The sequence below is a fragment of the Denitrobacterium detoxificans genome (genome assembly GCF_015062615.1).
Lineage (GTDB): Bacteria > Actinomycetota > Coriobacteriia > Coriobacteriales > Eggerthellaceae > Denitrobacterium > Denitrobacterium detoxificans_A.
Genome location: NZ_SUUH01000002.1, coordinates 353,376 through 367,072 on the forward strand (window position 1 = coordinate 353,376; position 13,697 = coordinate 367,072).

The window sequence follows — 13,697 nt, forward strand, 5'->3', positions numbered from 1 at the left end:
GCGCCCATTTCGTAACGAATCGACAAACCGCTGTGTCGCTTAACGCTTTCTTCAGAATTCCCTTCTAGCGTAGAGGACGAAGAAATGCGAAGGAGTGTATATGACCGAAACGGCTGTTGCTGCGAAAAAGAAAGGCTCGTTGTTCGAAAATCTATCTCTTGCCCAGGTAATCGCTACGGCGCTCGCGGCGGTGACGTCACTTTTGCTGTCGTCGCAGATTGGCATCGCGGGCTCGTTGCTGGGTACGGCGGTAGGTTCGATCGTGGCCACGGTTTCCGCCCAGGTGTACAAGAACATCATGCTGAAGTCGGCCGACAAGATTCGTTCGAACGACGATGCGGCTGGCGATGCCGCCAAGTCGCCGTCGGATTTGGCTGGGCAAGCGGCGCCTTCTCCGCTATCGCGGGATAATGCGGCGCATATTGGTGTTGCGTCGGGTGCGGCTGGCGCTGCTGGCGCGACGGGGATTGCCGCTGCTGATGCGACGTCCGTGATTCCCGCTGCTGCGGGCGCTGCCACGGTTTTGGTCGTCCCCGCAGGCGAGGTGCGCTATGGCGCATACGCTGCCGAGTCAAGCGCGTTGAGAGCCGATGCTGCAACGAGCGTTCTATCTGCTGATGGCGCGACGTCGATGCTGCCGCCCGATAGTGCGACGTTTTCGGAGGCCGACGCCTCCATGCGTTCTACGTTCGCTCAGGGTGCGACGTCGGTTCTACCTGCCGAGGGCGCAAATGCGGCCGTTGCTGCCGGAACGAGCACGTATGGTTCTTCGCACGCGTCCTCCGATGCTGCCGGCTACGCGCAACGCTCTACCGCTTCGAGTGATGGTGCGCATGCTTCCGCCCGTCGTTCTGCATCAGCGCGCAACTCGCTCATCAAGGCGCGTAGCAATCGCGCGCGTAAGTCGCAGGTTCAGCGCTGGGCGATCGTGGTTTCGGTTGTGGCCGCGCTTGTCGCCATTGCCATTACCGCGGGCCTGGTGACGTTGGTTACTGGTGGCCAGGGCTGGGGGAGCACCGAGGTGCTGTCGTCGCCGAGCACGACCACTGCGCAGACTAGCGCGAACGACGCCGCTTCTACCTCCGCTTCGACGCCAACCGAGACGCAGCAGCCCAAGGACAGCGAAAAGGAAACGACCGAGAAGAGCGCCGAGACCGAGGCCGAGTCCGCCCAGTCTTCCAATGCAGCGACCGATCAGCAGGCACAGAACTCCAGCTCGCAGGAATCTGGTTCGTCCTCTGCCGGCTCCGATACGTCGAGCGAGTCTTCAAGCTCGTCCGATAGCGCGTCAAGCAACGGTTCCTCTTCGAGCTCGGGTTCGAGCAGCGATTCGACGGGTGGCTCCTCGTCGACGGGGTCCGACACTTCGAGCGATTCGTCGAGTAGCGGTTCCTCTGGTTCGTCTTCGAGTTCCAGCGATCTAACGAGCCAGTCTGCGACCGCGTCGTCTTCCAATTCGTAGCGCCTTGCGAGGGGTAGAGCTTGCGCTTGCATCCCCGATTGGGATTTCCGGAAATTCCAAGGGCTTGGGTGTCCGTCGGGGTCTGTAGTCTGCGTTTCCCAGATCGCGTTATTTCGGGTGCCTGTGAATTGTAGGATTTCCGAAAATCCCAATGGTGCGCGTCAAATCTGCGGAAGTGGATTGCATTTCTGGTGCTGACGCCTTAAGACGTGGCGAGTTAGTCGGTGTTTCCATTCGTTTGTGATTGAGAAAGATAATCCCACATGTAGTGCGTGCAAATCGCCCCCTTCTCGTGTCAAAAACTGGGCTAGATCAGTCGCACTTCGGGGCGATTCGCAAACTGAGCAGATTTCAGCGCCCTCATGTAAGAAATGTAACCATTTACACGTAGATTGGACGTTTTGCAAGGGCTTTGGGCGTCTTTAGACCCGATCCTGAGCATGGCGGTTTGCGTTTTCCCAGTTCGCGAAACGCGGGGTTCGCCCCAGCGTGACGAGCAACGTGTAAACGATTACTTTTTTGCATTTTCGGGTCCCGATTTTGCTCATTTTGCCCTGGGGTGGCTGGCGCGCTCAGCTAGCGATGTCGTGTAGGCATCGATTCTTCCTTTGCCCGTTGCGATTCGTGCCTGCGTTGGGAAGCGGATTTTCGTAACAGCGTGCTTGCATCTCCAATTGGGATTTCCAGAAATCCCAAGGGTGCGTGTTTCTAGCGATTGAGGCGAGAAGCGCGCCTGTAACATGAAGCGCTTCGTCGAAAATAGTGTGTTCGTAAATGGACATACGCACAGCAAAAAGCGCGCCTGCCGTTTCATGGCGAGCGCGCTTGCATGTCTATCGGGAGCGGTCTGCGGATTGGGCTAGAAGCTTACGCGACCGGCGACTTACGCGGCCAGGCGTACGCCTACGTATTGCGCCGTGCTGGGCAGACCCGAGTTGTCGTACACCTCGGAAAGGGCGCAGGCGCTTACCGTCCAGGTATAGGTGGCGCCATCGACCTCGATGGTGCCCTTCTGGTACGTGTTGCCGTTCGAGTCGACGCCCGAATCGGTCACGGACGCGGAATCGAAGCCCTGGTCGGCCATGGCGTTGGCGACAGCGGCGTCAACCGTGCCCGAGGTGAAGTCGGCGTAGGTAAGGTGCAGGTCGGTGTTGCCGGCGTTTTGCTGCTCCAGACGCCAGCTGCCCGTGAGCAGCTTCACGGCTTCCGACGTCGAGAGGTTCGCGATTCCCGTGGTGTAGTAGGCAAGCGCGTCAACTGCGGTAACGTCGGAAGGCAGCTTGATGACGTTGATGTATTCGGTGTTCTTCGAAACCGACGAGATGTCGATGACCGTCTGGCCCTGCTGCGCCTGCGTGTCGATGACGCCCTGCGCGTCGAGCCCCACGAGATTGATGAGCGCGGGCGACTGGATGGTTTCGCCGCGGGTGAGCATCTCGTTTACGGCGTCTTGTTCGTCTTGGCTGCCGTATACCACGTTGGCGTAGCAGTTGATTCCCCAGGAAACGCCAATGACCAGCGCGGCGAGAGCGATTGCTCCCAGCAGGTAGAAATAGCGTTTCGGCAGGTCGAGCGGGCGCGACAGGGCGCTGCCGTCGTAGTAGCGCACGGGCCCGGAAGATTCTACGGTATGCGCGCTCGTGTCCTTCGGGCGAAGGAACTGGGGGATTTCCAACATAGATGCTCCTTAGCGTATAACAGGGGAAGATTATAGCATTCGGTCTGGAGGTTTCCCAACGGCAGGCCCGGGGGCGCTACACTGTCCTTCAAGAGTACAAACGGGAAGGATCCGGGAAGCATGAGAGATATCTCAACTGCCACCATTACCCAGGAAGTGGCGCGGCTGTGCATGGAGGCTGCGTGCGACCTGCCGCGCGACGCCGAGGAGGCCATCAACGCCGCGGCCGAGCGCGAGGAGAGCGAGTTTGGTCGCTGGGCCATGCAGAAGATCTGCCGCAATGCGCGTATCGCCCGCGAAGACGGCGTGCCCATGTGCCAAGACACGGGCATGGTCATCGTGTTCGCCGAGGTAGGGCAGGAAGCGCACATCGTGGGCGGCGATTTCGAGGAGGCCATCAACGCGGGCATCGCGAAGGGTTATACCGAAGGCTACCTGCGCAAGTCCACGGTGGTCGACCCGGTGCTGAACCGCGTGAATGCGGGCGACAACACGCCCGGCATCGTGTACACGCGCCTGGTGCCCGGCAATGCGGTTACGCTCACCATCATGCCGAAGGGTGCGGGCAGCGAGAACATGAGCCGCTTGTTCATGTTGAAGCCGGCCCAGGGTCTGCAGGGCGTGAAGGATGCCGTGCTGCGCGCCGTGGTGGAAGCGGGCGGCAATCCGTGCCCGCCGACTATCGTGGGCGTGGGCATTGGCGGCAACGCCGACAAGGCGCTCATGCTTTCCAAGGAAGCGCTGCGCCGCAAGGTGGGCGCGCCCAATCCCGACGAGCGGTATGCCCAGCTCGAGGCTGAGTTGCTGGAAGCCATCAATCGCTCGGGCATTGGCCCGCAGGGCTTTGGAGGCCGCGTTACGGCGTTGGCCGTGCACATCGAGACGTACCCCACGCACATTGCCACCATGCCCGTGGGCGTTACGCTGAACTGCCATGCTGCACGCCACAAGAGCGTCGTACTGTAAGGGGGAGCCATGGATATCAAGCGCATTACCACTCCTCTCGATCCCGAAGTGGCACGTTCGCTGCGTTGCGGCGACATGGTCTCCATCTCGGGTGTTATCTTCACGGGCCGCGATGCCGCGCACGCGCGCATGACTGCGGCGCTCGACGCGGGCGAAGAGCTGCCCGTAGACCTGCAGGGCCAGGTCATCTACTATGCAGGCCCCACGCCTGCCAAGCCCGGGCACGTCATTGGCAGCTGCGGCCCCACCACGAGCGGCCGCATGGATGCCTTTACTCCTCAGATGATCGAGCAGGCCGGCTTGGCTGGCATGATTGGCAAGGGCCCGCGTAGCCAGGGCGTTATCGATGCCATGGTGGAGCATGGCGTGGTATACTTCGCCGCCGTGGGTGGCGCCGCCGCGCTCATCGCCTCGTCGGTGAAGGAGTGCGACGTCGTGGCGTACGACGACCTGGGCCCCGAAGCCATTCGTCGCCTGGTCGTGGAAGACTACCCGTGCATCGTGGCCATCGATGCGCACGGCGGGAACCTGTACGAAGAAGGCCCCGCGCGCTACCGCGTTGGCCAATAGAACGTTTTACCCAAGGAGCACTATCACATGATTGACTTTTCGATTTTCCTTACCGCGGAAGCTTGGATCAGCCTGCTGACCCTGGTATTCCTGGAAATCGTCCTGGGTGTGGACAACATTGCGTTCATCGCCCTCACCACGAACCGCCTGCCCGAAAGCAAGCAGCACATCGGCCGCAAGCTGGGCCTGGCGGGTGCCATGGTCATGCGCGTCATCTTCCTGTGCTTCGCGTCGTGGCTCATTCACATGACGCAGCCTGTCTTCACCGTGGACCTGGGCTTCTACTCGCATGGGTTCTCGGTGCGCGACATGCTGCTGGCTGCCGGCGGCATTTACCTCATCTACAAGGGCGCCAGCGAGCTGCGTAGCATGCTGGCCCTGGAGGAGCTGCGCGCCAAGCATGGCGACGATGCCGACAAGAAGGCGCACCAGATTGGCCTGGGTCAGGCCGTGGGCACCATCATGGTCATGGACATCGTGTTCTCCATCGACTCCGTAATCACCGCTGTGGGCATGGCCGAGCACCTGATCATCATGATCATCGCCGTGATCTCCGCCATCCTGCTCATGATGGCGTTCATCGACCAGGTGAGCGACTTCATTAACAAGCACGCCGAGATCACCATCCTGGCGCTGGTGTTCATCCTGTCCATTGGCGTGCTGCTTACGCTCGACGGCTTTGGCCTGCATACGGGCGTCGAGATCGAGGCGCTGGGCATGTCGCTGGAAAAGGTGCTCGTGTACTTCGCCATGATCTTCAGCCTGGTGATGGAGATCATCCAGATGACGTACAACAAGCGCGCCGCAGCCTTCCATCGCGAGCGCGAGATCGAGCGCGGCCGCGAGGAAATGCGTCAGGAGCTCATCGAGAAGGGCGAAATCGACGCCTAGCTTTGCGTTCTACGAATTGGGCGTACGGGGTATCCCGTGCGCCCTTTTTGCGTTTGGGGTGCAAGTTTCGGTGCGCGTAAACGTGTTGCACGCTCGTTGCTTGCCTGGTCATCTGCGCGATCGAGTGCGTATGCATGCGTGCAGGCTCGAGTGCGAGACCTGTTCGTGCGTGGGCTCGCACGCACGCTCGTTTGCGTGAAAGTTGGGTGGCGTTTTTCTAGGGCGTCCCGCAGCGTGGCTGTAGGGCGCAAACCGCCCTATTACGCGGTGAACAGCTTGTAGCCGTCGTCGGAGACGATGATCTTGCAGGCGGCGGGCAGCACGCGCGCGGTGAAGGGCGTGTGCGCTTCCAGCGGCTCGCCGTCGTACTGAACCAGCAGTTCTGGATCGGATTCCACGCGGATGTCGCGGCCGCGGTAGTACACGAGCGCATTGCTCGCTTCCAGCGTGCCGCCCGAATGGTCGAACGCGGCGCCGAGCGCGGTGGGCAGCAGGTCCCAAGCCGATTGCGTGGTGAGCACCAGCACGTCGAGCGCCCCGTCGTTGGGCTGGTTGCGCGGCGTGATGGAGATGTCGAACTGGATCTTGCTGAAGTTAACCAGCATGACGCCCACGCCCTCGTGCTCGTGCGTGACGCCGTCGACGGTGACCTTTAGGTGCGCCACCTGCGGGTTTGGGTTTTGGAACGCGGCCTTGAAGTAGGCGGCGGGCCCCCAGCGCTTCTTGTCGCGACGCGCGTCGGCCATCATGGTGGCGTCGTAGCCGCAGCCCGCCATCATCGAGAAGCCATGGCTGCCCTCGCTTGTGACAATCTCGCCCAGGTCGAAGTCGAGGCACTCGCCCTCGCGCACCAGCTGGGCCAGCGCAAACGGCTCGATGGGCGACATCACGTTCATGCAGAGCAGGTTCGCGGTGCCGGCGGGGAAGGGCAGGATGGGCGTGCCCGTGTTGCGTAGCAAATAGCAAACGGCTGCATGTGTGCCATCGCCGCCCGAGGCCACCACGGCGTCGAATTCGGACGCGTCGGCCAGCGCTTCCGTGAACGACGAATCGGCGTCGACACAGCGAATGCAAACCTCATCGCCTGTTTTGGCAAACGAGCGCGCGAAGTCATAAATGAGATCGCCGCCGTATCCAGAAGATAGGTTATTCAGTACGAGAAGTTTCACAGCGCCCCTTCTATTGCTATGATGTCAAAGCGTATTAACTAGGTATACCCATATGTGGTAAGGATTGTAAAGCGTGTTCATAACCGACCAGGCCCAGCTCGAGGCATTCGTTGACCGAGCGTTGACATCCGAAGTTCTCGCCATCGACACCGAATTTTTGCGCGAGAAAACGTACTATCCGAAGCTTTGCCTCCTGCAGATGCAGGCCGACAAGGAAACCGTGATCATCGATCCCTTCGGCGTGAAAGACCTGAAGGCCATCGTGCCGCTTCTGGAATCGCCCACCATCATGAAGGTGTTTCATGCGGGCACGCAGGACATCGAAATCCTGCTCCGCGAAACCGGTGCCATGCCCAAGCCCGTGTTCGACACGCAGCTTGCCGCGGCCCTTATGGGGCACACGCAGCAGATTGGCTACGGCGCCCTGGTGAACGACGTGTGCGGCGTGCAGCTGAAGAAGATGGACTCGTTTACCGACTGGTCGCGTCGTCCGCTTTCGTCCTCGCAGATCAAGTACGCTGCCGATGACGTTATCTACCTGCCTAAGATGTATCGCCGCATGTCCAAGCGCCTTTCCGAGCTTGGCCGCATCAACTGGCTCGACGACGATTTCGCCGCACTTGTCGACGAGAGCCGTTATCACGACGACCCGCGCGAGCGTTTCCGCCGTCTGAAGCGCGTCTCGCAGCTTTCCCGCCGTCAGCTTTCCGCCGCGCGAGAGGTTGCGGCTTGGCGCGAGAAGCGTGCTCGCGAGCTCGACATTCCGCGCAAGTGGGTCGTTACCGACGAGCAGATCGTAGAGGCGTGCAAGCGCGAGGCTCGCACCATCGACGAACTGTTCATGGTGCGCGGCATGTCCGACAAGCTGGGCACGGCCGACGCGCGCAACGTGGTTGCCGCCTTGGTGCGTGGCCTGGATGCTCCCGAAGAGGAGTGGCCCGCGCACGACCGTCCGCAGAAGAACGAGCACAACGTCGACCTGGAAATCGACGTCATGTCGGCGCTCGTGCGCCTGCGCTCGCGCGAGGCGGGCGTGGCGTTCCAGACGCTGGCCGGCCACAGCGAGCTGGTGTCGCTGGCGCGCGGCTATCGCGACGTGGAGCTGCTGAAGGGCTGGCGCGCGCAGATCGTGGGCAACGAACTGCTCGAGCTGCTCGACGGCAAGATTTCGCTCTCGCTGGAAGATGGCAACCTGAAGGTAACGAAAACGAGCGAATCGTAGGTTTTTCCTGCTGGGGGTAGGGGTTATGCAGGGACTGCGTATATAATCCTGTTCAAACAAACAGCGAACGCATGTGCGTTCGCGGCTACGAAAGGCCTGTTCATGTTCTCTACCGGTTATATCATCCTCATCGTCGTATCCACCGTCATCGGCTTTGGCGCCCAGGCATACGTGAACTCCCAGATCAAGAAGTACTCCAACGTGCCCTCTTCCTGGGGCCTCACGGGTGTGCAGGCGGGCCAGAACATGCTTGCATACAACGGCGTGCAGGGCGTGCCGTTCCATCGCGGCGGCGAAAGCGAAGATCACTTCGACCCGCGCAACAACTCCATCACGCTTGACCCGCATGCGTATAGCCAGCCGTCCATCACGGCCATTGCCACGGCGTGCCACGAGGTTGGCCATGCGTGCCAGTTCGCGCAGGGCTACGGCCCCATGAAGTTCCGCTCGGCGCTGGTGCCCGTGGTGAACTTCGCCTCGAACGCCTGGATGATCGCTCTGCTCGCCGGCATCTTCATGAACCTGGCAGGCCTTATCGACCTGGCCATCATCCTGTATGCATTCGCAGTGCTGTTCCAGCTGGTCACGCTGCCGGTTGAATTCAACGCCAGTCACCGCGCCATGCAGTACTTGGAAGCCGCGGGCCTGCCTCAGGGCGAACGCGCCGGCGCCTTCAGCGTGCTGCGCGCTTGCGCCCTCACGTACGTAGCCGCCGCGCTCGTATCTGCGCTGCAGCTGCTCTGGCTCATCGGCCAGCGTCGCTAGGGCTCGTTCATGGCAGAGGGGGAAGGCGTACGCAAGCCGCTCAGCGTTTCGCAGGCCATGCAGCTTGCGAAGGGCGCGCTTGAATCCTGCACCGTCACGCTGGTGGGCGAGGTGTCGGAAGTCTCGAACAAGCCCGGCTACAAGGCCGTGTACTTCACCGTGAAGGACGAGGCGTCTTCCATGCCCTGCATGATGTGGCAGAACCGCTTCCGCGCCACGGGCGTGCAGTTGCGCGTGGGCATGCTCGTGCAGCTTACCGGACGCTTTACCCTGTATGCGGCGAAGGGTCGCATGAATTTCGACGTTTTCGGCCTGGCGCTTGCCGGCGAAGGCGATTTGCGCGCGAAGGTAGCGAACCTGGCGCGCAAGCTGCAGGCCGAAGGCCTCACCGATGCCGCGCGCAAGCGCCCACTTCCCACGTACCCGCAGGTCATTGGTTTGGTTACATCGCCGCGTGGCGCTGCCGTGCACGACGTTTTGCGCACGCTGCGCCGCCGCTACCCGCTGGCGCGTGTGGTGCTGGCTGGCGTGCCCGTGGAAGGTGCGCAAGCGCCTGCGGGCCTGGTGGAGGGCTTGCAATGCGTGGTAGCCGCCGGTGCCGAGGAAGTGCTTTTGGTGCGTGGCGGCGGCTCGTTCGAGGACCTTATGCCCTTCAACGACGAGGGCCTGGCGCGCGCCATCGTGGCGTGTCCCGTACCCGTGATCACCGGCATTGGGCACGAGCCCGACACCTCCATCGCCGACATGGTGGCAGACCTGCGCGCATCCACGCCCACGGCCGCTGCCGAAAGCGCTGCGCCCGACATCCGCGAGCTGCGCGAGGGCATCTTGGCGCGTGGCCGCTCCATGCACGACCGTCTGGCGGGCCGCCTAGAGCGCAGCAGCATGGTCATCGGCCGCTTCGAGGACAAGCCCTTCTTCCGCGACCCGCACTTCCTGCTGGCCGCGCCCGCGCAGGCCATCGATATCGCCGCAGGTCGCTTACAGCGCGCCATCCCCGGCGGGTTGGTACGCGACGCCGCCGCGCTGGCGCAGTACGAAACGCGCCTGGCCACGTATGGCCGCACGGCGCTTCAGGCTACGGGGCAGCAGCTGGCTGGCAAGGCGCAGCGCCTGGGCACGGCGGGGAAGGCCATTCTGCCTGCCGCCGAGCAGCAGATCGGCATGCGCGCCGCCCGCTTGAATGACCTCTCGCCGCTGGCCATTCTGGGTCGCGGCTACTCGCTCGCCCGCACCGAAGCGGGCGCCATCGTGAAAACCGTCGAGCAGGCCCCCGCTGGCAGCCGCATTTCCGTGCGCGTGAGCGATGGCACGCTCGACTGCGCCGTAGAATCGTCCACTCCCAACCCAAGCCAATCGTAAGGAGCACTCATGCCCGAAGCTCAGGAAACCCCCATCAGCGAACTGTCGTTCCGCCAGGCCATGGCCCAGCTCGACCAGATCGTGGCACAGCTGGAAAGCAACACGCTGGAACTGGAAGACAGCCTGGCTGCCTACGAGCGCGGCGTGGCGCTGCTGCGCGAGCTGCGTGGCAGGCTCGACGGCGCCCAGCAGAAGGTCGACGCCCTCATGGGCGAACTGGAACAGGACGCCACCGATGACGAAATCGACACCACGCTGCACAAGGCGTAGGGCTACAATGTAATCCAACCATCTAGCTGGTATTTCACGAAAGGAACCCTCATGCATGATGAGAACTGCATCTTCTGCAAGATAGCCAAGGGCGAAATCCCCACGAGCGTGGTGTACGAAGACGACAAGGTCATCGCCTTCGATGACATGGAGCCGCTCATGCCCGTGCATACGCTCATCATCCCGAAGGACCATTACTCCGACGTGGCCGACAACGTGCCCGAGGACGTGCTGGGGCACCTGTTTGCCACGGTGCAGAAGGTTGCTGACATCAAGGGCATCCACGAGGACGGCTTCCGTCTGCTGGTGAACACGGGCGAAAACGCCAGCCAGAGCGTGCGTCACCTGCATGTGCACGTGCTCGGTGGCGGCCTTATGCCGCGCCCGAACGACCAGGACTGGGGCACGGCGGCTACGAATGCCGCGGAAATTCACGGTTCCTCCGCAGAATAGGACTTAAAACCCGCATTTGAATAAGCCTTCACTTAAGCGGCGGCGCTCTGCAACGGGGCACCGCCGCTTGCCGATAAACGCCGCAGGTAGACGGCGTATGCACGCGTGTGTTGGTAGAATCCCCAGAGATGGAAGGAGGCCGACTTTGAACATTCTGGTAATCAACGCCGGATCATCGTCGCTGAAGTATCAGCTCATCGACATCGTTACCGAAAAGGTCATAGCCAAGGGCCTCTGCGAACGTGTTGGCTCGAAGGATTCCTTCCACAAGCACGGCATCGACGAAGACGAAGTCGTCATCGACACCTTCCTGCCCGATCACAAGGCCGCTATCGAAGTGGTTTTGCGCTCGCTGGTAGAAGGCCCGCGTGCCCCCATCCACTCCGTCAGCGAGATCGACGCGGTGGGGCATCGCATCGTGCAGGGCGGCGCGTACTTCAACCAGTCGGTGGTCATCACGCCCGACGTGAAGGACAAGATCCTGGAACTGGCCGAGTTGGCTCCGCTGCACAACCTTTCGGCGCTGCAGGGCATCAAGGCCTGCGAGGAAGTGCTGCCCGACCGCCTGCAGGTTGCCGTGTTCGACACCGCGTTCTTCCAGACGCTGCCGCCGAAGGCCTACATGTATCCCATTCCGTACGAGCTGTACCAGAAGTACGGCATCCGCAAGTACGGCGCGCATGGCACCAGCCATCGCTACATTGCCTCGCGCGCGGCCGAGCTTCTGGGCGAGCCGCTTTCGGAACTGAAGATGATTACGTGCCACCTGGGTAACGGGTGCTCGGTTTCCGCCATCGACCATGGCGTGGCGGTGGATACCTCCATGGGCCTCACGCCGCTCGACGGCCTGATGATGGGCACGCGTTCGGGCGCCATCGACCCGGCCATCGTGCCGTTCCTCATGGACCACGAGGGCCTTTCCACGCAGGACGTATCGGACCTGCTGAACAAGCAGTCGGGCCTGCTGGGCATTTCCGGCATCAGCAACGATATGCGTACGGTGCAGGAAGCCGCCCAGGAAGGCAACGAGCGCGCGCTGCTGGCGTACGACATGTACGCGAACTCGGTAAAGAAGTACATCGGCCAGTACATGGCCGTAATGGCGGGCGTCGACGTAATCGTGCTCACCGGCGGCATTGGCGAGAACAGCTCGATCATCCGCCGCCTTATCTTTGCGGGCATGCAGCCTATGGGCATCGTGGTGGATTCCTCGAAGAACGAGCAGCGCGGTTTTGAGCGCCTGATCAGCCACGACAAGTCGAAGGTGCGCATCATCGTGGTGCCCACCAACGAGGAGCTCATGATTGCGCGCGACACGTACGCGCTGGTGCACAAGTCCAGCCAGATCGTGCCTTACAAGGGGTAGGGCGGGCGTACGGCCTAAGGGGTGCGCGTGTGGTCTGATGGGGCGCGCAAGTGCCGCTGGACTGTCCTTTTCCGGAAAAATGTTGCTTCGACCCCTGTGTCAACTCGCGACCTGGGGAAACGTGCTGTCCGGAGCTTTATCGCGGGCCAAAGCTTGTCCTTTTCCGGAAAAATGTAACTTTTGGACCTTGCTTCAGTTCGCGACCTGGGAAAATGCGAATCCCGAGTCCGTATCAGCACCCCCAAACCTGTCCTTTTCCGGAAAAGGACAGGGATAGCTACGACATTGCGGGCATAAGAAAACTGGCCTGGGAGAAATCCCAGGCCAGTTGCGTTAGAGATGCGAATGCGCGCTAGTTGAACTTGAAGATCTTCTGCGCCAGGCGATAGCCACCCAGGCCAATGCGGCGGCCGAACTCGAAGGGCAGGTTGGTGCCCATGTTCAGCACGTTGTAGCGCACGTGGCGATATAGTTCGGGGTTGGCGTCTTCCAGGTACTTCCAGATATCGGATCGCTTCTGCTCGTTCTCGGGCGTCTTTTCCATGCGCAGGAACACGCTGCAGATGCACATCATCATTGACAGGTAGTTTTCCATGTATTTGGCCAGCTTGGGCTGCGGCACGTCGTTGATGACGTCCACCGCGTCGATCATGGTGCGCGTGATGCGAAGCTGCTGGTCGATGCGGGAAAGCATGACGGACTCATTTACGCTCTGGTCTTCGCGGCCGATGAAGTAGCGGTACATGTCCTCGTTGATATAGTACAGCGTGCGCACGTGGGGCAGCGGCGCGTACACGAAGATGTTGTCCACGTAGAAGCAATGCTCGGGCAGCTGCAGGTTCATGCCACGCAGGATGTCGGTGCGGTAGATGACCGAATGCATGAGCAGGTACTGGCTGCTGTGAAAGCGGTTGATGTCGTCCCAGGTGAATTCCTGGTTCTGGGGGAACACGTTGCGGTAGCCGATGACGGTGCGCGTGCCTTCGTGCACCTTTTCGTACACGTAGTTACCGATGACCAGGTCGGTGGGGTTCTTGCGTTCTACCTGGCGGCGCAGGTAGGCCATGACGTGCACCATGGCGGAGGAATCGAGCCAGTCATCGGAGTCGACCACCTTGAAGTACAGGCCGGTGGCGCATTCCAGGCCGTGGTTCACGGCACCGCCGTGGCCGCGGTTTTCCTGGTCGATGGCGCGGATGATGCCGGGGTAGCGCTCTTCCCATTCGTGGGCCTTTTCGGAGGTGTTGTCCTTCGTGGAGCCGTCGTTCACGATGAGAATTTCGATATCGTCGCCGCAGGTGAGCAGCGATTCGATGCATTTGTCCATGTAGGCGGCCGAGTTATAGCACGGGATGGCGAACGAGATTGTCTTCACCTTTGGTAGATTTCCTTCCCAACCCTGGGGGTAACGCACAAGTGCACCAAATGGGTGCACGCGGCCGCTAATTCCTGCCGCACGCTCATTCTACAAATTGGTGACATTGATATCGGGTATCATCATACAAACTGAATAAAGTACTCTC

At 61.3% G+C, this 13,697-nt stretch carries 13 protein-coding genes; 10 read left to right on the forward strand and 3 right to left on the reverse strand.

All coding sequences use genetic code 11. The features are described from left to right. The first annotated feature begins 100 nt into the window (after positions 1–100). A complete protein-coding gene (locus tag E7002_RS04245; RefSeq protein WP_303727624.1) occupies positions 101–1,462 on the forward strand; it encodes a hypothetical protein in 1,362 nt (453 codons plus the stop codon). Between the two features lie 883 nt (positions 1,463–2,345). On the opposite strand, the gene E7002_RS04250 is transcribed toward E7002_RS04245, so the two are convergent. Beyond that, positions 2,346–3,140, reverse strand: a complete 795-nt coding sequence (locus tag E7002_RS04250) for a teichoic acid transporter (RefSeq protein ID WP_303727625.1) — start codon at positions 3,138–3,140, stop codon at positions 2,346–2,348. Positions 3,141–3,260: 120 nt separating this feature from the next. Between E7002_RS04250 and E7002_RS04255 the strand changes: the two genes are divergently transcribed. Genes E7002_RS04255 through E7002_RS04265 form a run of 3 tightly spaced genes read left to right on the forward strand, consistent with a single transcriptional unit; the run spans position 3,261 to position 5,567 of the window. Further along, positions 3,261–4,106 carry a fumarate hydratase gene (locus tag E7002_RS04255; protein WP_303727626.1) on the forward strand — a complete coding sequence of 282 codons (846 nt, stop codon included), beginning with the start codon at positions 3,261–3,263 and terminating at the stop codon, positions 4,104–4,106. 9 nt (positions 4,107–4,115) lie between these two features. Then, positions 4,116–4,676 carry a Fe-S-containing hydro-lyase gene (locus E7002_RS04260; RefSeq protein ID WP_303727627.1) on the forward strand — a complete coding sequence of 187 codons (561 nt, stop codon included), beginning with the start codon at positions 4,116–4,118 and terminating at the stop codon, positions 4,674–4,676. Between the two features lie 27 nt (positions 4,677–4,703). Continuing rightward, positions 4,704–5,567 carry a TerC family protein gene (locus E7002_RS04265; RefSeq protein WP_303727628.1) on the forward strand — a complete coding sequence of 288 codons (864 nt, stop codon included), beginning with the start codon at positions 4,704–4,706 and terminating at the stop codon, positions 5,565–5,567. 260 nt (positions 5,568–5,827) lie between these two features. Here the strand turns inward: E7002_RS04265 and E7002_RS04270 are convergent, their stop codons facing one another. Then, entirely contained in the window at positions 5,828–6,736 is a 909-nt protein-coding gene (locus tag E7002_RS04270; protein ID WP_303727629.1) for a diacylglycerol kinase family protein, read from the reverse strand. A gap of 73 nt (positions 6,737–6,809) precedes the next feature. Between E7002_RS04270 and rnd the strand changes: the two genes are divergently transcribed. From rnd to E7002_RS04300, 6 genes are all read left to right on the forward strand, one after another. Beyond that, entirely contained in the window at positions 6,810–7,958 is a 1,149-nt protein-coding gene (rnd, locus tag E7002_RS04275) for a ribonuclease D (RefSeq protein ID WP_303727630.1), read from the forward strand. 102 nt (positions 7,959–8,060) lie between these two features. Next, complete coding sequence (locus E7002_RS04280; protein WP_177168503.1) at positions 8,061–8,723, forward strand: zinc metallopeptidase; 663 nt, start codon at positions 8,061–8,063, stop codon at positions 8,721–8,723. 9 nt (positions 8,724–8,732) lie between these two features. Beyond that, on the forward strand, positions 8,733–10,085 hold the full coding sequence (gene xseA, locus E7002_RS04285; RefSeq protein WP_303727631.1) for an exodeoxyribonuclease VII large subunit: 1,353 nt from the start codon (positions 8,733–8,735) through the stop codon (positions 10,083–10,085). A gap of 9 nt (positions 10,086–10,094) precedes the next feature. Then, positions 10,095–10,355 carry an exodeoxyribonuclease VII small subunit gene (gene xseB, locus E7002_RS04290; RefSeq protein WP_066662853.1) on the forward strand — a complete coding sequence of 87 codons (261 nt, stop codon included), beginning with the start codon at positions 10,095–10,097 and terminating at the stop codon, positions 10,353–10,355. A 51-nt stretch (positions 10,356–10,406) separates the two neighbouring features. Further along, positions 10,407–10,808 carry a histidine triad nucleotide-binding protein gene (locus E7002_RS04295; RefSeq protein ID WP_303727632.1) on the forward strand — a complete coding sequence of 134 codons (402 nt, stop codon included), beginning with the start codon at positions 10,407–10,409 and terminating at the stop codon, positions 10,806–10,808. A gap of 145 nt (positions 10,809–10,953) precedes the next feature. Further along, positions 10,954–12,174, forward strand: a complete 1,221-nt coding sequence (locus tag E7002_RS04300; protein WP_066662847.1) for an acetate/propionate family kinase — start codon at positions 10,954–10,956, stop codon at positions 12,172–12,174. A gap of 352 nt (positions 12,175–12,526) precedes the next feature. Here the strand turns inward: E7002_RS04300 and E7002_RS04305 are convergent, their stop codons facing one another. Continuing rightward, positions 12,527–13,549, reverse strand: a complete 1,023-nt coding sequence (locus tag E7002_RS04305; protein WP_303727633.1) for a glycosyltransferase family 2 protein — start codon at positions 13,547–13,549, stop codon at positions 12,527–12,529. Positions 13,550–13,697: the final 148 nt, after the last annotated feature.

What these genes read in the sequence shown, in the direction of transcription:
- E7002_RS04280 (WP_177168503.1), top strand. Translation starts at nt 8,061, where the DNA reads ATGTTCTCTACCGGTTATATCATCCTCATCGTCGTATCCACCGTCATC.
- xseA (WP_303727631.1), top strand. Translation starts at nt 8,733, where the DNA reads ATGGCAGAGGGGGAAGGCGTACGCAAGCCGCTCAGCGTTTCGCAGGCC.
- E7002_RS04250 (WP_303727625.1), bottom strand. Translation starts at nt 3,140, where the DNA reads ATGTTGGAAATCCCCCAGTTCCTTCGCCCGAAGGACACGAGCGCGCAT.
- E7002_RS04260 (WP_303727627.1), top strand. Translation starts at nt 4,116, where the DNA reads ATGGATATCAAGCGCATTACCACTCCTCTCGATCCCGAAGTGGCACGT.
- E7002_RS04295 (WP_303727632.1), top strand. Translation starts at nt 10,407, where the DNA reads ATGCATGATGAGAACTGCATCTTCTGCAAGATAGCCAAGGGCGAAATC.
- E7002_RS04245 (WP_303727624.1), top strand. Translation starts at nt 101, where the DNA reads ATGACCGAAACGGCTGTTGCTGCGAAAAAGAAAGGCTCGTTGTTCGAA.
- E7002_RS04265 (WP_303727628.1), top strand. Translation starts at nt 4,704, where the DNA reads ATGATTGACTTTTCGATTTTCCTTACCGCGGAAGCTTGGATCAGCCTG.
- xseB (WP_066662853.1), top strand. Translation starts at nt 10,095, where the DNA reads ATGCCCGAAGCTCAGGAAACCCCCATCAGCGAACTGTCGTTCCGCCAG.
- E7002_RS04255 (WP_303727626.1), top strand. Translation starts at nt 3,261, where the DNA reads ATGAGAGATATCTCAACTGCCACCATTACCCAGGAAGTGGCGCGGCTG.